Annotated in this window: 15 protein-coding genes; 2 read left to right on the forward strand and 13 right to left on the reverse strand. The window is 48.6% G+C overall.

Going from position 1 to position 18,899, the window contains the following annotated elements:
* Nucleotides 1-600: 600 nt before the first annotated feature.
* The 13 genes from ftsZ to mraZ form a co-directional block, all read right to left on the reverse strand.
* Nucleotides 601-2,343: a cell division protein FtsZ gene (ftsZ, locus tag VFS25_RS07870; RefSeq protein WP_326461580.1), complete on the reverse strand. Its 1,743-nt coding sequence runs from the start codon at nucleotides 2,341-2,343 to the stop codon at nucleotides 601-603.
* A 133-nt stretch (nucleotides 2,344-2,476) separates the two neighbouring features.
* Nucleotides 2,477-3,883, reverse strand: a complete 1,407-nt coding sequence (gene ftsA, locus VFS25_RS07875) for a cell division protein FtsA (RefSeq protein ID WP_326461581.1) — start codon at nucleotides 3,881-3,883, stop codon at nucleotides 2,477-2,479.
* Nucleotides 3,880-4,914, reverse strand: coding sequence for a hypothetical protein (locus VFS25_RS07880; protein ID WP_326461582.1), 1,035 nt, complete (start codon nucleotides 4,912-4,914; stop codon nucleotides 3,880-3,882). The genes ftsA and VFS25_RS07880 overlap by 4 nt, the downstream gene beginning before the upstream one ends.
* A 90-nt stretch (nucleotides 4,915-5,004) precedes the next feature.
* Nucleotides 5,005-6,375, reverse strand: a complete 1,371-nt coding sequence (murC, locus tag VFS25_RS07885; protein WP_326461583.1) for a UDP-N-acetylmuramate--L-alanine ligase — start codon at nucleotides 6,373-6,375, stop codon at nucleotides 5,005-5,007.
* Between the two features lies 1 nt (nucleotide 6,376).
* Nucleotides 6,377-7,465 (reverse strand): undecaprenyldiphospho-muramoylpentapeptide beta-N-acetylglucosaminyltransferase, encoded by a 1,089-nt coding sequence (gene murG, locus VFS25_RS07890; RefSeq protein ID WP_326461584.1) that lies wholly within the window; start codon nucleotides 7,463-7,465, stop codon nucleotides 6,377-6,379.
* 121 nt (nucleotides 7,466-7,586) lie between these two features.
* Nucleotides 7,587-8,792: an FtsW/RodA/SpoVE family cell cycle protein gene (locus VFS25_RS07895; protein ID WP_326461585.1), complete on the reverse strand. Its 1,206-nt coding sequence runs from the start codon at nucleotides 8,790-8,792 to the stop codon at nucleotides 7,587-7,589.
* A 142-nt stretch (nucleotides 8,793-8,934) separates the two neighbouring features.
* Entirely contained in the window at nucleotides 8,935-10,326 is a 1,392-nt protein-coding gene (murD, locus tag VFS25_RS07900; protein WP_326461586.1) for a UDP-N-acetylmuramoyl-L-alanine--D-glutamate ligase, read from the reverse strand.
* 3 nt (nucleotides 10,327-10,329) lie between these two features.
* Nucleotides 10,330-11,580, reverse strand: coding sequence for a phospho-N-acetylmuramoyl-pentapeptide-transferase (gene mraY, locus VFS25_RS07905; protein ID WP_326461587.1), 1,251 nt, complete (start codon nucleotides 11,578-11,580; stop codon nucleotides 10,330-10,332).
* Nucleotides 11,581-11,602: 22 nt separating this feature from the next.
* On the reverse strand, nucleotides 11,603-13,069 hold the full coding sequence (locus tag VFS25_RS07910; RefSeq protein WP_326461588.1) for a UDP-N-acetylmuramoyl-L-alanyl-D-glutamate--2,6-diaminopimelate ligase: 1,467 nt from the start codon (nucleotides 13,067-13,069) through the stop codon (nucleotides 11,603-11,605).
* An 8-nt stretch (nucleotides 13,070-13,077) separates the two neighbouring features.
* A complete protein-coding gene (locus tag VFS25_RS07915) occupies nucleotides 13,078-15,189 on the reverse strand; it encodes a penicillin-binding protein (RefSeq protein ID WP_326461589.1) in 2,112 nt (703 codons plus the stop codon).
* A gap of 85 nt (nucleotides 15,190-15,274) precedes the next feature.
* Nucleotides 15,275-15,649, reverse strand: a complete 375-nt coding sequence (locus tag VFS25_RS07920; protein ID WP_326461590.1) for an FtsL-like putative cell division protein — start codon at nucleotides 15,647-15,649, stop codon at nucleotides 15,275-15,277.
* A 20-nt stretch (nucleotides 15,650-15,669) separates the two neighbouring features.
* Nucleotides 15,670-16,581 (reverse strand): 16S rRNA (cytosine(1402)-N(4))-methyltransferase RsmH, encoded by a 912-nt coding sequence (gene rsmH, locus VFS25_RS07925; protein ID WP_326461591.1) that lies wholly within the window; start codon nucleotides 16,579-16,581, stop codon nucleotides 15,670-15,672.
* Between the two features lie 119 nt (nucleotides 16,582-16,700).
* Nucleotides 16,701-17,198, reverse strand: coding sequence for a division/cell wall cluster transcriptional repressor MraZ (mraZ, locus tag VFS25_RS07930; protein ID WP_326461592.1), 498 nt, complete (start codon nucleotides 17,196-17,198; stop codon nucleotides 16,701-16,703).
* Nucleotides 17,199-17,566: 368 nt separating this feature from the next.
* On the opposite strand from mraZ, the gene VFS25_RS07935 reads away from it, so the two are divergent.
* Both VFS25_RS07935 and VFS25_RS07940 read left to right on the forward strand, forming a co-directional pair.
* Nucleotides 17,567-18,517: an outer membrane protein assembly factor BamD gene (locus tag VFS25_RS07935; RefSeq protein WP_326461593.1), complete on the forward strand. Its 951-nt coding sequence runs from the start codon at nucleotides 17,567-17,569 to the stop codon at nucleotides 18,515-18,517.
* Complete coding sequence (locus tag VFS25_RS07940) at nucleotides 18,486-18,827, forward strand: DNA-directed RNA polymerase subunit omega (protein ID WP_326461594.1); 342 nt, start codon at nucleotides 18,486-18,488, stop codon at nucleotides 18,825-18,827. Before VFS25_RS07935 ends, VFS25_RS07940 begins: the two co-directional genes overlap by 32 nt.
* Nucleotides 18,828-18,899 lie beyond the last annotated feature (72 nt).

Consider the following 18,899-nt stretch of genomic DNA (forward strand, 5'->3'; position numbering starts at 1 on the left):
GTATAAAGGGCATTACAAACGCATTCTTGGTGGCTTCTTCAGTAAGTATCTGATCCTTTAATCTGCTAACGCGCTCTCCTAGCTGTTTCAGCTGGTCTTTAAAATCCATAGGGATAATTTTTTAAGGTTAATTGAAAAGAATACTTGTTACTCTTAGCGGAAGATCAATAAGGATAGGACAGGTAGGGCCTGTGAGTTAACCCGTATATTAATACGTGGAATTTTTAAATTTAAATAAATTGAATATTCCCACCAAATTATAATATGGTGCTCATTCTGGCAGGTGAGATATGCATAGGTTAATCAGATGTTAACGATTTGGGTTCTCTATTAAGAGCCGTAGCACTGTTCCCGCGCTTTGGTCCGGCGCAAATAGATAGAATGACGAATATTTATTTTAAAGAAGTAGAAGGCGGATATTATACAAATAAGCAGGTGAATAGCAGCAATATAATGCGAAGGAGTACTTATTCATCTTCAGCAATTAAAAAGTCCCCTGGAGAACCAGGGGACTTTCTTTAACACAACTAAAAAACAATCAAACGAAAAATTACAGAACGGGTTAAACGCCCGGCTGTATGGGCTTACCTGCCGATTATATTAATCCGGTTTTTTCCCGTCTAAAAACGTATTGATAGTATTGATCTCTGCCTGGTTTTGCCCGGTTTCACTCACCGTATAGTTGGAGTAAAAACGTTCTGCAGAACCGGCCCCGTTATCCAGGTCCACATTGCGGCGCAGGTACGCGGGCACATTTTCTATCTCGGCATTGTTATCCATTGTTTTCACGTTAAAGCTGATGCTCCGCAGCTTGGCTACCCTTTCTGCCTGCTTGCGCTTCTGCTCTTCAAACGGATCATCTGCAGCAGGAGCGGGTGCAGTGGATGCAGCAGGAGGAGGTGGCGTAGGCGGCGTTGCCGGTTCTTCCTCTTCCCTGAACACCATCTTCATCTCCGGCTGGTCATTGGCCGGCGGCGGAGGCGGTGTATTGCTCAGCGGCTCTATATGAATATAGGTTTGCGGCGTATGCTGCTGCGCACGTATAACGTTAATTCCGCTGGTGGTATTGTTGTTGGCGGCCGGTGCAGGCTGATTGGACACTACCGGCGGTACATAATCCGGGTCCGGCTCAATATTCAGCACATAGTTCTGCCTTTCCGGTGCAGGCGGCGGCGTGTAGTTGGGGGCCTGCTGCGGGTGCGTTACCACCGGTTCTACCAGTCTTGGCGCCATATGATCCGTTGGCTCCTGGAACAGGTTGCCCTGCTGCTTGGGATCACTCATTTTCTTTTCAGCACCTTCCTGTCCCAGCTGCATTACAATTTTAGGCTCCGCTGCCTTTTGGGTTTCGGGATTCATTGTCATCCGCTGTATAGGCTTCTGCTCAAAACCGGTAGCAATAATGGTTACGCCAATCTTGCGCTCCAGTGTTTGATCATAGCCTACGCCCAGTATTACATCACAATCCTCTCCGGCCATGCTTTGTACATAGGCCTGTATGGTGTCCATTTCATCCAGGGTGTGCTCAAACTCACCTTCTGCAGAGGAAATATTGATCAATATCCATTTGGCGCCGCTAATATCGTTATCGTTCAGCAGCGGAGAGGTCAGCGCATCTTCAATGGCCTTTTGCGCGCGGTTTTCGCCTTCGGCAGTGGCCGCGCCCAGTATGGCTACGCCGCCGTTACGCATTACGGTGCATACATCTGCAAAGTCCACGTTTATCTGGCCGGTGCTGTTAATCACGTCTGTAATACATTTGGCTGCGGTGGCCAGCACATTATCAGCTTTTTCAAAGGCGGCCTTGAATTTAAGATCGCCGTACTTCTGGCGCAGCTTATCGTTGGAGATGATCAGCAGCGTATCTACGTACTCTTTCAGGCGGCTTACACCTTCATCTGCCTGCATCATACGTTTCTTCCCTTCGTAAGAAAAGGGCGTGGTTACGATGCCTACCGTTAAGATGCCCAGCTCTTTACAGATACGGGCAATAATAGGCGCGCCGCCGGTACCGGTGCCACCGCCCATGCCTGCTGTAATGAAGGCCATCTTGGTATTTACCTCCAGCATTTTTTTGAGCTCTTCAAAGGATTCCTCTGTTGCCTGCTTCCCGATCTCAGGGTTTGCGCCGGCGCCCAGTCCCTGTGTTAAGTGCGGCCCTAACTGCACTTTATTGGGCACGGGGCTGTTGGCAATAGCCTGCGCATCGGTATTGCAGATAATAAAATTCACCCCTTCAATGCGTTGATTGTACATGTGGTTCACCGCATTGCTTCCACCACCACCAATGCCTATTACCTTGATGATGGAGGATTTCTCCTTTGGAAGATCAAAATGTATCATGACTCTATTTCTTTTATGGGTTAGTTGCTTAAATAATTAATAATGAATAATTAAGGATTAATAATCGTGCCAATTGTGTTGCATCAAACGCCTGTGTAACGTGTATTATTAATTATTAATTCTTAATCATTAATTAAAGCTTTGCGTCTTCTTCTTCTGTAAACATATCTATGATCTTTGTTTTCATCCTGTCCAGGAAGTTTTTCAAAGATGCATTCCTTTCTCTTGCTTTCTGCTCCTGGATAGCTGCGGCATCGGCTGCTGTTTCCTGCATCCAGTCGTCTTCACCGTCTGCTGCCTTACCGGAGGCTTTTTCTTTGGCAGTAAAGCTGGTGTTGATCTTTACATAATTTTCTTCCAGTGATCTGCGGTCGTTCTCGTAATCGTTATAGCCTTTCAGTATCAAACCTACGCAGGTAGCGTACATGGGTTTGGTGAGCTCGTCGATATGCCCGCTGGCCAGGTGCTCGTTCGGGTAACCGATGCGTGCATTCACACCCGTAGTATATTCCGTTAGCTGTATCAGGTGTTTCAGCTGCGAGCCGCCTCCCGTAAGTATAATGCCGCCGTTCAGCATTTTATTGTCCATGCCTATCTGTTTCAGGTGGTACACCACAAAATCCAGTATTTCGCTCATCCGCGCCTGTATAATGTGCGCCAGGTTTTTTACAGATATTTCCTTCGGGTTTTGCCCGCGCAGGCCCGGTATGGTAATGTAGGCATTGCTTTTGGCTTCATCTGCCAGCGCATAGCCAAACTGTACCTTCATTTGCTCAGCCTGCGTTTTCAGCACGCCCAGGCCGTTCTTAATATCATTGGTAATATTTTCCCCGCCATAAGGAATTACCGCTGTGTGTTTAAGAATGCCTTCATAAAAAACCGCCAGGTCGGTGGTACCACCACCAATGTCCACAATGGCAACGCCGGCTTCAAAATCCAGGTCGCACATAACGGCTGCAGCGGAAGCCAGGGGCTGCAGCACCAGGTCATGAATGTGCAGGCCCGATTTTTCCACGCTGCGGTTTATATTACGGATGGCGTTCTTATCGCCCGTAATAATGTGGAAGTTGGCGCCTACCTTTACCCCGGACATACCAATGGGGTAGGTAATATTCTGCAGGCTGTCAACAATGTATTGCTGCGGTATTACATCAATGATCTGGTCACTGGCAGGTATGACCGTTTTATACTGGTCGTTGATCAGCTGGTCAATATCCCGCTGGGATATTTCCGCATCGGTGTCGCTGCGTACAATATCGCCGCGGGTTTGTAAACTTTTTATATGATGGCCGGCAATGCCTACATACACTTCATTGATCTCCAGGTTGGGATTAGAAGCATAGCAGTTTTCCAGTGCCTGCCGTATGGCTTTAATTGTCTGATCAATGTTCAGCACCATACCGTGCTGCACACCAAATGATGGGGCTTTACCGAATCCCAGGATTTCCAGTTTCCCGTATTCATTCTTTCTTCCTGCTATGGCAGCAATCTTCGTAGTTCCTATATCAAGGCCTACAATGATGGGAGCTTCCTGATTCATGGCGTTCTATGTTTTTTTGTTGTGTTAACTTTTTTACCTGCCGGCCGGTAAACCGCTTTGGGTGTCCTTTGCGGGCGGGCCGTTGGTTTGGATGTTGTTTTATCCGCCGGTTTTGCGGCCGGCTTTTCCGTATGCCTTTCGGCGGTTGTTTTTGCGGGCGTTGCTGCTGCGGCAATATCGCCCGTGCCCGCCATGTCCACATCCACACTGTCTATGTGCGGCGGTGTGGGCTTAGGCGGCGGTGTACCATCTTTACGGGTACATACTACTTCATTTTCAAACGCCACATTTACGCGGGTGTAGTTGTTCCAGCCTACGCGGCTTAGTCCTTCCTTATAAAAGGCCAGCAGCCTGGCAAACTTTTTTTCAATATCCGTGCCTTCTCCAAAGTCAATAATATGATCGCCCAGCTTGGGAGTGATCTCAAACTGCCGGTCGCCGGTAATGTTCACCTGCTCTACCTGGGCCATCCAGAAAGGATTGTTGAGCACATAGCTGCTGATGCCTACAATGGCTGCGGTGAGCGCACTGTCTGCCGACTGCAGCTGCAGCGCATCTGTAGGAAAGCCGGTGAATACAGGCACCCGCGCAGCATACCGTTCAGATATAGGGATGCGGTCGGCCTGCGCATCCAGGTAAAAGCTGTTGCCGGTGATGGTGAATACACGGGCTACCGGCTCACGTTGTATTACTTTAATATTCAGCACGCGGTTGTTATCTATATACAGGTCGGCCTGTTTTACCCAGGGATCCTGTGCTACTATTTTTTCCAGGTTGGCGATATTGATGGTGCTTACCGGTTTGCCTACCGGGTTCAGGTCTTTATTTTTTACCAGCAGCGCTTTTATATCCTTTTCCTCTATAAAGAAATTTTCATCGTCGCCCGACAGCTTTACCGCAATGCCTTTGCATGCGGCGGTGTCCTTTACCTTAGCAGCTGCGCCTACCAGCACTACAAAGCCAGTCAGCACCACCATCCATATGAAGGCGATACCCATCCGTTTTAATGCTTTGCGTGTTCTTGGCTGCACTTTTATGCGTTTTAATTTATTTAAATGATGTCCGGTGAAAGGTGAAATGTGAAAACGCTTGCCTGTTTTCACAAATCGCTTCACGCTACGCTATCCTTCACTTTTTTCACCTTCCAGTATTTTTCTGACGGGCTCTTTCACCAGGTCTATATCTCCTGCGCCGGCTGTTATGAACAGGGGAGCGGTATTGGCTTTCAGCCACTCCAGCAATTCCGCCTGCTGCAATACCTGCACGGGCTTGTTTTTTATTTTTTCTGCAATCATTTTGCTGCTTACCCCTTCTATGGGCAATTCCCTTGCAGGATAAATAGGCAGCAAAATTACCTCATCGGCCAGGGCCAGGCTTTCCGCAAAGCCATCTGCCAGGTCGCGGGTGCGGGTGTACAGGTGCGGCTGAAATGCCACTACGCATTTTTTATCCGGGAACAGGTTGCGCGCGCTGCTGATAAGGGCGCGCAGCTCTTCCGGGTGATGTGCGTAATCGTCAATGAACACCTGGTAATCGTTATTGATCACGTATTCAAAGCGGCGGCGGATGCCTTTAAAATCCGCTATGGCGGCCTTAATGGCGGCTGCGTCAATGCCCAGCAGCTGCGCTGCGGTAATGGCGGCCACACTGTTTTCTATGTTATGCAGCCCGCCAATTGGCAGCGTTACGTTTTCAATAGTCCAGTTTTGCTGTACTACATCATACTCGTAGCCGCCTTTTTTGTTGCGTATGTTACGGGCATATGCATTGGCCGTAGTGCTTTGGCGGCTGTACCACAGCTTGTTGGCGGCCTGCAGGTCGGCTGCCCTTTGCAGCCCTTCCCTTGCTATTAACGTGCCGTTTGGCTTTATATTCCTTGTGTACTGGATAAATGCTTCCTGCATTGCTGCTTCCGTGCCATAAATATCCAGGTGGTCCGGGTCCATGGCGGTAAGCACGGCTATATCCGGGCTTAGCTTCAGGAAAGAGCGGTCGTATTCATCTGCTTCAATTACTGCTACCCGTTTGCTGCTGCTCCAGAAGTTGCGGTCGTAGTTTACGCTGATGCCACCCAGGAAGGCATTACAGCCATAACCGCTGTGCCGCAGTATATGCGCTATCATGGTGCTGATAGTAGTTTTACCATGGGTGCCGGCTACTGTTATGGCAAACAGCTCCCGGGTAATTTCCTGCAGCACATCGCTGCGCTTTACCACTTCAAAATTGTTTTCCCGGTACCATTGCAGCTCTGTATGGATAGGGGGAATGGCAGGCGTATATACTACCAGGTTAGTGGTTTTATCCAGCAGTGTTATATCGTCTGTATAGTGGATCTGCATACCTTCAGCTGCCAGCTGTTTGGTAAGGGCGGTTTCGGTACGGTCATAGCCGCTCACCTGCACGCCGTTCTCATTAAAGAACCGTGCAATGGCGCTCATGCCAATGCCGCCTATGCCGATAAAATATACCCTTTGTATGTTGTTCAGATCCATCTCAGATTAATTTCAATACTTCCTTTGCTATGATCATATCTGCATTACTGTGGCCCAGTGTTGCAATGTGCTGTTCCAGCTGCTGTATGAGCGCTTTGTTCTGCAGCAGGCTAAAGAGGGTATTGCCCAGCTCTTTGCCTACCTCACTGTCTTTTATCAGCAGTCCTGCATCTTTGGCTACCAGCGCTTTTGCGTTAAACGTCTGGTGGTCTTCGGCAGCGTACGGGTATGGTACAAATATTACCGCTTTGCCGGCCACGCACTCCTCTGCAATGGTCATGGCGCCGGCGCGGGATATTACCACATCTGCCGCCTTGTATGCAAAATCCATCAGGTTAATAAACTCAAACACCTTGATGTGCGATGCATAGGGCGCTGCAGCTGCTTTGGCGGTTTCATAATACAGCTTACCGGTTTGCCATATCAGCTGCACATCTTTTTCTACAAACGCGGGCTGCAGGTTGCGTAATGCTTCACTGATGGATTTGGCGCCCAGGCTGCCGCCAAAGGCAAACACCGTTTTTTTCCCTTCCTGCAGGCCAAAATGCTGTAACGCTTCCTGGCGGGTCACCGCAGATTGTGTGATGCTGCTTCTTACCGGGTTGCCGGTTAGGATCAGCTTTTCTGCCGGGAAGAATTTTTCCATACCATCGTAGGCCACACAAATACGGTTGGCCCGCCGCCCCAATATTTTGTTGGTTTTCCCCGCAAAGGAATTCTGCTCCTGTATTAAGGTCGGAATGCCTTTGCGCTGCGCCTTACGCAGCATAGGAAAGCTGGCGTAACCGCCTACGCCCACCACAACATTGGGCTGAAAGCGTTTGAGTATACTGCTTGCCTGGTTTAAACTTTTTATGATCTTGAAGGGCAGCGCCAGGTTTTTGAGCATATTGCTGCGGTTAAATGCAGCAATGTCCAAACCCTCTATCCGGTAGCCTGCCTGCGGCACCTTCTCCATTTCCATTTTTCCATTTGCGCCCACAAACAGTATTTCAGTGTCCGGGGCCACCTTCTTCAATGCATTGGCAATAGCAATTGCCGGGAAGATGTGTCCTCCGGTACCGCCGCCTGCTATTATTACCTTTGCCACCGTTTTAATTAATAATTAAGAATGAATAATTAATAATTAATATGATTATGTTTTGTTACAATGAATAATTAATGAGGTTTATCTCCGCTTCCGGTATTAACTATTAATTATTCATTATTAATTATACTTCCTCTAACTCTTCCACCTCTTCACGCATGGCCATTGCCCGTGCTATGCGTTCCTGCTCTGCCTTTTTGCCTTCCATTTCCTCTACATTGCGCGCTACGCTTAATATAATGCCTATGGCCAGGCTGGTAAATATTACCGACGAACCGCCCATGCTCACCATAGGCAGCGTAACCCCTGTTACCGGGAACACGCCTACGTTTACCGCCATATTGGTGAGGGCCTGAATTACCAGTGTTACACTAAGCCCCAATGCCAGGAAGGCCCCAAAAGCGTAGGGGCATTTCCGGTATATGCGGATGCAGCGCAACAGCAGCAGCATATAGGCCATCAATATCAAAAAGGCGCCAAAGATACCATACTCTTCGATAATTGTTGCATATATATAATCAGAATACGCATGCGGCAAAAAGTTCCGCTGCGTACTATTGCCGGGCCCTTTGCCCAGGATGCCGCCGCCTGCTATGGCAATATTGGCCTGCTGCACCTGGTAAGGAATTTCGGAATCGTCATTACTGGTAAAGTGTTCAATCCTGTTTAACCAGGTTTTGGTACGCCCCTCATAACCCGATACTTTGGCTACCAGGAACATGAGCAGTACCAGCACTGCGCACATACCCACCATAGCCATCAGGTATTTAACCGGTATACGGCCTATAAAGCATAACAGCATACAGCTGGCGCCCAGTAACAGCGCGGTGCTCATGTTAGCCGGCATAATGAGCATACAGATAATGCCTACCGGTATAATAATGGGCAGAAAACCTTTTTTCAGATCGGTGATCACATGCTGGCGTTTGGACAGCTGCCGGCTTACATACATGAAGATGGCCAGCTTGGCCACATCCGATGTCTGGAACGTAAGGTTAATAATGGGCAGCCGTATCCAGCGGCTGGCATCATTAATATGCGATCCAAATGCCAGGGTGTATATAAGCAGCGGTATGGAAATAATGAACCCTATTTGCGCTACGCGGGAATAAATAGTGTAATTCACGCGGTGCGCAAAATAGATGATCAGCAATCCCAGCACCAGCACGGTGAGCTGCTTGAGCAGGTAATACTCCGTATGGCCGCCTCTTTCCCTATACGCCAGTGAGCCTGTGGCGCTATATACCGCCAGCAAGCTCACGAGCGACAGGAACACTACGATGGCCCATATCACCTTGTCACCTTTTGTCCTATAAAGAAAATCACCCATCGGATTTAATTACAAATTTTTTTATTACGAATTACGAATTAAGGGCGTGTGCGCTGGAATTGTTAATTACTGACTGTCCTTATCAATAAATGTTTCCTCTGCCATCCATTCGTAATTAACCAATCCGTAATTCGTAATTACCTTACAGTTCTCTGACTGCTTCTTTAAACTGCCGGCCTCTGTCCTCATAATTCTTAAAAAGATCAAAGCTGGCGCAGGCAGGAGATAACAACACCACATCACCTTTAGCTGCCAACCTGAATGCTTCCCGCACGGCATCTTTCATACTGCTGGTGTTCACCATAATAGGGGTAGCACTGCCCAGCGAGTCCTGTATAGGCTGGTTATCCACGCCCAGGCATACAATACCCTTTACTTTTTCCTGTACCAGCTCTTTTACGGCGCTGTAATCATTACCCTTGTCTACACCGCCCATGATCAGCACTACCGGCTGTTCCATGCTTTCCAGCGCAAACCACAGGGAGTTTACATTGGTAGCTTTGCTGTCATTAATAAAATCTACCCCGCGCACGGTGGCTACATATTCCATACGGTGCTCCAGGCTCTTGAAAGAGGTCAGGCTTTCGCGGATCTTCTCTTTCCGTATGTCCATGGTTTTACCTGCTATACCTGCTGCCATTGAGTTGTATAAGTTGTGTTTGCCTTTGAGGGCCAGATCATAGATAGACACAATCACCGGGTCGTTGTTCAGTTGGATGTTCACCTGGTCGTTTGCTATAAATCCGCCTTCTTTCTTCAATGGTTCCATGATAGTAAAGGGTATTGATGTTGAATAAATAGTTTTTTGGTTCATGTAATTCCTGATCTCCGGGTCATCCATGCAGTAAACAAAGTAATCGTCCTTTGTCTGGTTCATGGCTATCCTGAACTTGGAGGCCACGTAGTTTTCCATTTTGTAGTCATAACGGTCCAGGTGGTCCGGCGTTATGTTCAGCAAAACAGCTACGTTGGGCCGGAATGTGGTAATGTCATCCAGCTGGAAGCTGCTTACCTCTATAATGTAATAGTCCACCGGCGCAGTGGCTACCTGCCGCGCATAGCTAATGCCAATGTTGCCTACCATGGCGGCATTATAGCCGGCTGTTTTAAAAATATGGTAGGTAAGCGCGGTGGTGGTGCTTTTGCCGTTGCTGCCTGTAATAGCAATGATCTTTGCGTTTTTGCTGAAACGGTAAGCCAGCTCTATTTCTGAAATAACCGGTACCTGCTTTTCACGCACCTTTTTCATCAGCTCCGACTTTTCGGGTATGCCAGGGCTTTTCACAATTTCATCTGCACCCAGTATCACATCCCAGGAGTGCTGTCCTTCTTCAAACGGGATGTGGTTTACCGCCATTTCCTGTTTGTAGTTGTCTTTGATCACCCCTCCGTCCGATACAAACACCTCATATCCCTGCTGCCTGCCCAGCAGGGCCGCACCAATACCGCTTTCGCCTGCGCCCAGTATCACCAGCCTCCCGGCATTGCCGGCGCTGTCTGCAGCTGTTGGATGATATTGTAAGTGCTGTTTCAAATATTATCTCATTTTTAAAGTTGCAATAGCAAATACGGCGCACATAATGGCCACAATCCAGAAACGCACAGCTATCTTACTTTCATGATACCCTACCTTCTGGTAGTGGTGGTGCAGGGGCGACATTTTAAATATGCGCCGGCCTTCACCGTATTTTTTCTTTGTGTATTTGAAGTAGCTTACCTGCAGCATTACGCTCAGGCTCTCTACCAGGAAAATGCCGCAAAAAATAGGTATCAGCAGCTCCTTGCGTACAATAATGGCCAGGGATGCAATAATACCGCCCAGCGCCAGGCTGCCGGTATCGCCCATGAATACCTGCGCGGGATAGGCATTGTACCACAGGAAGCCTACACACGCTCCTACAAAAGCAGCGATGAAAATAGCCAGCTCGCCCAGGTTGGGGATGTACATAATGTTCAGGTACTCTGCAAACTGGATGTTGCCTGATACGTAGGCGAACACGCCCAAACAAATGCCTATTACCGCGGAAACGCCGGTGGCCAGGCCATCCAGCCCGTCTGTAAGGTTAGCGCCATTGGAAACAGCAGTGATGATAAAGATCACAACGAGCACATACAGCACAAAAGTGTATTTTTCCGCACCGGGTATCCAGGAGATCAGCCGGGCATAGTTAAACTCGTGCGTTTTCACAAAGGGAATGGTGGTAATGGGTGTTTTTACATCCACAAAACGTTTACCTTCTTTGGTGGTGCGTTCTGTTTGGCTCATCACCCGCTCATAAGCCGGAATGGGCTTTGCATTCAGCACCTCACGGGAAATCACTACATTATCATTAAAGTAAAGGGTAAGGCCTACAATCAGCCCCAGGCCTACCTGGCCCAGTACTTTAAAGCGGCCGGCCAACCCTTCCTTATTCTTTTTAAATACCTTGATGTAGTCATCTATAAAACCAATAAGCCCCAGCCATATAGTGCACAGCAGGATAAGCAGGATGTATACGTTCAGCACCCGGGCAAACAGCAGGGTAGGGATCACAATGGCGGAAAGGATGATCAGCCCACCCATGGTAGGCGTGCCTTTCTTGGTATTTTCTCCCTGCAGACCCAGCTCGCGTATCACCTCGCCGATTTGCTTGCGCTGCAGGAAACGCACAATGCGTTTTCCCAGCAGGAGGGATATTACCAGCGACAGCAGCAATGCCATGGTAACCCGGAAGGTGATGTACTGGAACATCCCGCTACCGCTGATATTGAACTCAGTTTTCAGGTAGTTAAATAAATAATATAGCATAAGTTAGTTAGTCCTCGTTCATTCATTTATCCATCATCCGCATCATTTCCTGCAGCACTGCCTTATCATCAAACGGGTGCTTTACCCCTTTAATCTCCTGGTATTTTTCATGCCCTTTACCGGCCACCAGTATAATGTCTTCCGGCCCTGCCAGGCTGATGGCGGTTTTAATAGCTTCTTTCCGGTCGGTAATAGACAGCACCTTTTTTTTCTGGTGCACCGGCACGCCTGCTTCCATAGCCTGTATGATAGCTACCGGATCTTCAGAGCGCGGGTTGTCGGAAGTAAGTATTACACGGTCGCTGTGCTCTGTGGCTACCTGCGCCATTACCGGGCGCTTGGCGGTATCGCGGTCGCCGCCGCAGCCTACCACCGTTATTACCTGCTCATTGCCTTTGCGCAGGTTTTTGATGGTGGCCAGCACATTCAGCAAAGCATCGGGGGTATGGGCATAATCCACAATTCCCATAATGCGCTGTTTATCCGACAGTATATAATCAAAGCGGCCTTCGGCGCCCTGCAGGTTGCTGAGCGCCTGCAGCACGACGTGCTTATCCTGGTTCAGTAATACGGCTGCGCCATATACGGCCAGCAGGTTGTAGGCATTAAATTCTCCTATCAGGCGAAAATGTACTTCCTGCTCACCCATCTGCATAATTAAACCCGTGAGGTTGTTCTCCAGTATCTTGCCTTTAAAGTCGGCCATGCTGCGCAGGCTGTACGTGGCTTTGCGGGCTTTGGTGTTCTGCAGCATTACATTGCCGCGCTTATCATCCAGGTTGGTAAGCGCAAACGCAGTAGCAGGCAGGCCGTCAAAAAACGACTTCTTTACACGGATGTACTCATCAAAGGTTTTATGATAGTCGAGATGATCATGCGTAATGTTGCTGAAAATACCGCCGGCAAACTTTAACCCTGCTATCCTTTGCTGGTGTATGGCGTGGGAGCTTACCTCCATAAAGGCGTACAGGCAGCCCTGCGCTACCATCTGCGCCAGCAGCGCGTTCAGGCTGATAGCGTCCGGGGTGGTGTGGGTAGCTGGTATAACGGCGTCGCCTATCTGGTTTTGTACGGTGGAAAGCAGCCCGCAATGGTACCCCATTTGCGTAAACAGCTTAAACAGCAGGGTGGCAATGGTGGTTTTACCGTTGGTGCCAGTAACGCCTACCAGCTGCAGGTTACGTGACGGATGCCCGTAAAAGTTATCCGCCATAATACCGCAGGCCAGCGTACTGTCATTTACCTGTACGTAACATACCTGGTCTAACAGCTGCTGCGGCAATATTTCGCAGATGATGGCTGCTGCGCCCTGCTCAATGGCTTTTGCAATAAAAGAATGGCCGTCTGTATGCACGCCTCTTACGGCAATGAACGCATCGCCGGGGTTTACGGCCCTGGAGTCGATGCGCAGCGCATTCACGGAAATGTTGTTATTTCCGTGCACTGCCTGGATGCCTGCATTGTATAATATATCTCTTAATAGCTGCATTCCCCTGCTTACGTGTTCAGTTCAATTACAATCGTTTTGTCTTTACCTATCTTACTGCCACCGGGTATGGATTGTGCCACCACTTTACCCGTTCCTTTTATTTGTACGCGCAAACCTGCATTTTCAAGCAGGTACAGCGCATCTTTTAATCCCATTCCTTTTACATCCGGCACCGCGCCCTTCAGCTGTTTTACCGGCTGCAGCGCCACCTGCTGCTGTGCATTAACAGCGGCGCTTACCCAGCTGCTGCTGTTAACAGGCGCCCCGTTGCTGGGCAGGTGCAGCGTGCTCAGTATCTCCTGCCACTCGCTGCCTTTGCCTGTTTTAAGCGTCAGTGCAGAGTCGAGCTGCACGGTGGTTTTTAACGGCTGCTGTTTTTCTACAGCAATGGCGTACAATTTATCTGCCACTTCCCGGAATACCGGGCCTGCTACAGATGCGCCGTAAAACCGCAGCGCATGCGGTTTGTTTTTGATGGTTACCACGCAGGTGTACTGCGGGTCATTGGCCGGGAAGTAACCGGCAAATGACGACTGGTATATCTTATCTGCATACCCTCTTTTGCCGTTGGCTACCAGTGCGGTGCCTGTTTTGCCGGCGAAGGAGTAGTACGGTGTCCATAATTTTTTGGCAGTGCCTTCGAGCACTACGCCTTCGAGCATTTTTTTCACCTGCACCAGCGTACTGCGTGAGCAAATGCTGTCCATTACCACCGTAGGCTCAAACTGCTGCACTACCTGGCCGTACTCTGTAATGCTGTTCACCAGGTAGGGCTTCATCATTTTCCCGTTGTTGGCTACTGCATTGTACAGCATGCATATCTGCAGCGGGCTTATAAGCACCTCATACCCGAATGCCATCCAGGGCAGGGAGGTGGCGCTCCAGGTTTTAGACGCCGTGGTTTTTATCACAGGTTGTCCTTCCCCTTCCAGGTCAATGCCGGTGCGCTTATCCAGGTGCAGCTTTTTCAGGTCTGCTGAAAACTTGTTAGGCTGCTTATTATAAAACTGGTAAGCCAGCTTGGCCATGCCTACATTGGAGCTCAGCTCAAAGGCCTGCTTAACGGTTACGTTGGTACGATGGTGCGGCTCAGAGTCAAATACTGTTCTGCGGCCTATTTGCCAGCGTCCGTAGTTCAGGTCTACCATGCCGTTCATGGTAGTGTATTTATCTTCCAGTATGGAAATAACGGTTGCCAGCTTAAAGGTGGAACCGGGCTCGCCTACCTGCAGCGCATAGTTCATATCCTCCCAGTAGCTGCCGTCCGGCTGCCGGCCCAGGTTGGCGATGGCTTTTATTTTCCCGGTTTTTACCTCCATTAATATACAGGTGCCGTGTTCCGCCTCATTCTGCACCATCATGTTCATCAGGGCGGTTTCCACAATGTCCTGCATATTTACGTCCAGCGTGGTGTGCACATCGTGGCCGTCTTCGGGCTCAATGTCGTAGCCTTCTACGGGTACAAAAGTGCCGCCGGCAATGCGGCGCATCAGCCTTTTACCAGTTACCCCTTTCAGGTAATCATCGTAGGTTCTTTCCAGTCCTACATTCTGTGCATTTTCCCTGGAAAGGCCAATGGTACGGTTGGCCAGCAGCTTAAAGGGATTAATGCGTTTGTTGCGCGTTTCGGCTATCATGCCGCCTTTGTTAGGTCCCAGGCGGAACATGGGAAAGTTGCGCAGCTGCTTGTATTCATTAAACGGTACATTGCGTTTCAGCAAAAAATACCGGTCCTTGCTTTTGTAGCCTTCCCGCAGCAGCTGTTTGTACTCTGCGGTGGTGCGGTCGTCGAACAGCCGGGAGAGGCAGCGGGAAAGACTGTCCAGGTTTGTTTTGAAAATCTTTCCATCCTTTTCGCGCAGGCCGTCGGCTGCGAAATCTATCCGTATATCAAAGTAGGGAATGGAGGTAGAGAGCATCCTGCCTTCTTCTGAATAAATGGTGCCTCTTTCCGCATCCAAAGACACATAGCTGGTGTGCAGGCTGTCGGCCATGCTGCGCCAGTAGTTACCTTCTACATTTTGCAGGATGAACACTTTAGCCAGTATAACCACGCCAAACAGCCCCATGCCTATAAAGCACAGGTATACACGCCATAGTATGTCTTTCTTTACTTCCATATATATAAAATGAAGTAAGAAGTAAGCGGTGCTACTGCTTACTGTTACTTCCGGTATTCTCTTTTACTGTCCGCTGTGCTATATGCTACTGCTTACTTTTTACTTCGATCTTCATTGGCGGGTTGCTGAGCGGTTTCAGGCCCAGCGGTTCCACGGCTTTGCTTACCTCGCTCATTTTACTGCGGAACATAAGCTCACTTTTCACGTTCAGGTACTCCCACCGCAGCTCCTTTATTTCCTTGCCCAGCTTATTGATCCTGCGGATCTTCTTTTCCGCGAAATGGCTGTTGGCAATGTATACGAGCGCCAGTGCGCTCAGGAACAGGATGAAGGGCATGTTTTGCGTAAGCGCCCGGTAATTAATGCGCAGGCGCCATTCCTTTTTTTGCTCCGGCGCCTCCGGAATGCCTGTACTTTCTTCCTGTGCTGTATCGTCCAATACTTCTGCTTCCTGCAACACGGTAATAAGTTTTTGATATGCTAAATTTTCTCAGCCACTCTTAGCTTGGCGCTCCTTGCTCTTGTGTTCTGCTTCAATTCTGCTGCGCCTGCGGTAACTGGCTTTTTAGTAATTAGTTGGAAGGTCTTAGGGGGAGGGGCAGTAGTGAAATCGTAAGACGAGTCCCGGATCTCGAACTGACCAGTTTTCATGAAATTTTTCACCAGCCTGTCTTCCAGCGAGTGGAAGGTGATAACGGCCAGCCGGCCCCCCGGCTTTAATATGGCTGCTGATTGCTGCAGCAGCTCTTTCAGTGCGCCCAGCTCGTCGTTCACAACTATCCGCAGCGCCTGGAATACCTGTGCCAGGTACTTTTGCGGGTTGCCCTTTACAATGGGCTGTATCAGGGACTTAAACTCGCTAATGGTGCGCAGCGGGTGTGTTTTACGCTGCGTTACAATGGTTTTGGCCAGTGTGCGGGCATTCGTTACCTCTCCGTATTCCTGGAACAGCAGGTGCAGCTCCTTTTCAGAGTAGGTTTGCAGTACCTGTGCGGCAGTAAGCGAAGAGCGGGTGTCCATGCGCATGTCCATGTTGCCTTCAAAGCGCGTGCTGAAGCCTCTTTCAGCCGTATCAAACTGGTAGCTGGAAACGCCCAGGTCGGCCAGTATGCCATCTGCTTCCGTTGCCTTATACAGCTTCAGGAACCGCTGCAGGTGACGGAAATTCTGTTGCACAAAGGTTACCCGTTCGTCTTCAATGCGGTTCCGGTAAGCATCCTCATCCTGGTCAAATACCAGCAGGCGGCCGCTGGGCCCTAATTTCGACAGGATGGCCCGCGAGTGGCCGCCGCCGCCGAAAGTGGCATCCACGTAAGTGCCGTCAGGGCGTATCTGCAGGTATTCAATCACTTCCTGCAGGAGTACGGGCAAATGATATTGCGAAGCATCCATGATACAGTTGTTCAATTACGATTATTCAATTACGAATTACGAATTGTGGAGATGATTACTTGGTACGGGTGCAGGCTGATAAGCCGCTGCATCATTCGTAATTATCTGATCCGTAATTCTTAAAGGCTTTCGCCGCCTGTCATCACCTGTTGCGCCAGATCGCTAAAGGCCCCTGGTGAGAAATTTTCAAAGAACTCCTGGTACTTACTTTTATCCCAGATCTCGATTTTGTTAGTGGCTGCTGCCAGTACAATGTCTTTCTCCAGGCTGGCATAAGTCATTAAGTTTTTTGGAATTAATAACCTGCCTGCACTATCCAGCTCCAGAATGGTGGCGCCATTCAAAAAGTAGCGGCGGAATTCCCTAACTTTCGGGTCAAAATCATTCAGCTTGCTAATGCGTTCAAATATCGGCTGCCACTCATTCATCGGATACAAGGACAAACATTTTTCAAACCCCCGGTTTAGCACAAACTGTTCACCGGCCCCTTCCGCCAACTGCTTTTTGAAACCGGCAGGTAGTAGAAAGCGCCCCTTTGCGTCCAGCGTGGCCTCATATTCACCGAGAAAACCTGTCATAGCGGGGGGCGAAAATCCTTGAAATCCATTTTCTAACACAAAATAACACTTTTTCCCACTTTTTAACGAAAAAATGCATTCTAAATTTTTTCCAAAGGGGAAAAATGTACCTGCTATTGGCCTTACCGGGGATTTTGCTTCCTAGGAATGTGGATATTGATAGCTATAATGTGAATAACTTGTGAATGTAGTGGAGTTTGCTGTGGATAAGGGATTGGTCTTTTTTTAATGCCCTGCGGTATACGATAGCGGCCGGTGTAAATTAACGGGGAAAAGCCGGGTGAAAAAGTGGTAAGATAATAGGGCCGGCCTGCCGGTAAATAGCGCCTTTTGGCAAAATTTTAACAGCTGCAAATATTGTCCACCCTTACATTTACATTTAATTTGTACCTTTGCCCTTCTTTTTTATGAGGAAAATCTTTTTATACATCACACTGTTTGCCATGGTAGCGGCTTCGGCTTGTAATATGGAGCTGCGCCGGATAGAGAAAAGCAAGGACTTCGCCAAAAAGCTGACCTATGCCGATAAGTTGTACAAGAAGAAGAAATATACCCAGGCCCAGATGTTGTACGAAGAGCTGTTTCCTGTATATAAAGGCACCGATAAGTTTGAGCCTATCTATTATAAATATGCCTACTGCTCGTACTACGTAAAAGACTATGTGCAGGCAGCCTTCCACTTTAAAAACTACCTGGATGCGTTTCCCAACAGTCCGCATGCCACGGAGGTAGATTACATGCAGGCCTACTGCTATTATAAGCAGTCGCCCAAGGTATCACTTGACCAGACCAATACCGTAAAGGCAATATCTGCCATGCAAACCTACATTAACAACTACCCCACTTCCGATAAGGTAGCGGAGGCCAACCTGGTAATAGAGCTGTGCCGCCGCAAGCTGGAGCAGAAAGAGTATAATAGTGCCGAACTTTATTTTAACTTAGGGTATTACAAATCCGCGGCAATTGCCTTCAAAAACCTGATGCGCAACTACCCGGACTCAGATAAGAGCGACGGTTATAAGTACATGGCTATCAAAGCTTACTACCAGTATGCCAAAAACAGCATCCTGGAAAAGCAAAAAGAGCGCTATGAGGATGTGGTAACGGAGTACATGGATTTTGCAGACCATTACCCGTCCAGTAAAATGAAAACAGATGCCGAAAGGTACTACGCCATGGCCAAGGATAATATCAAAACCCTGGACTCTCAAACGGCGAAAATAGAGAAAGAGCGCGCCCGCCGGGCCAAAGCCGAAAAGGAAAAGGAACTTCCGAATATTATAAATACCAATACTTCCAACAGCATTAACATTAAACCCTTGGAGAATGAGCAAAATAAAACGCAATCTAACCAGTAGTTTAAATCCCTGGGTAGAAACCAAAAACACAACCGAGATAAAAGGCAAAACAGGCAATTTATACGAGTCTATCGCCGTTATTGCTAAGCGTGCCAACCAGATCAACATATCTGTAAAAGAAGAGCTGCACTCCAAGCTGGAAGAATTTGCCAGCCATACCGATAACCTGGAAGAAGTGCATGAGAATAAGGAGCAGATAGAAATATCCCGCTTCTATGAAAGGATGGCTAACCCGGCTATCCAGGCTACAGCGGAGTTCCTGGAAGATAAGATCTACTTCCGCCGGAACGATGATGATCTGTACAGTTGATAACAACTGTTATTATAAATTATAAACAAGTTGGCAGGTACCGTTCGCACATATGCTGCAGGCGGCCCACTG

Source organism: Chitinophaga sp. (assembly GCF_035761305.1).
GTDB lineage: Bacteria > Bacteroidota > Bacteroidia > Chitinophagales > Chitinophagaceae > Chitinophaga.

Excerpts from the sequence above, each read along its gene's own strand:
- VFS25_RS07915 (WP_326461589.1), bottom strand. The coding sequence starts at position 15,189 with ATGGAAGTAAAGAAAGACATACTATGGCGTGTATACCTGTGCTTTATA.
- ftsZ (WP_326461580.1), bottom strand. The coding sequence starts at position 2,343 with ATGATACATTTTGATCTTCCAAAGGAGAAATCCTCCATCATCAAGGTA.
- VFS25_RS07935 (WP_326461593.1), top strand. The coding sequence starts at position 17,567 with ATGAGGAAAATCTTTTTATACATCACACTGTTTGCCATGGTAGCGGCT.
- VFS25_RS07895 (WP_326461585.1), bottom strand. The coding sequence starts at position 8,792 with ATGGGTGATTTTCTTTATAGGACAAAAGGTGACAAGGTGATATGGGCC.
- VFS25_RS07910 (WP_326461588.1), bottom strand. The coding sequence starts at position 13,069 with ATGCAGCTATTAAGAGATATATTATACAATGCAGGCATCCAGGCAGTG.
- VFS25_RS07940 (WP_326461594.1), top strand. The coding sequence starts at position 18,486 with ATGAGCAAAATAAAACGCAATCTAACCAGTAGTTTAAATCCCTGGGTA.
- murC (WP_326461583.1), bottom strand. The coding sequence starts at position 6,375 with ATGGATCTGAACAACATACAAAGGGTATATTTTATCGGCATAGGCGGC.
- rsmH (WP_326461591.1), bottom strand. The coding sequence starts at position 16,581 with ATGGATGCTTCGCAATATCATTTGCCCGTACTCCTGCAGGAAGTGATT.
- ftsA (WP_326461581.1), bottom strand. The coding sequence starts at position 3,883 with ATGAATCAGGAAGCTCCCATCATTGTAGGCCTTGATATAGGAACTACG.
- mraY (WP_326461587.1), bottom strand. The coding sequence starts at position 11,580 with ATGCTATATTATTTATTTAACTACCTGAAAACTGAGTTCAATATCAGC.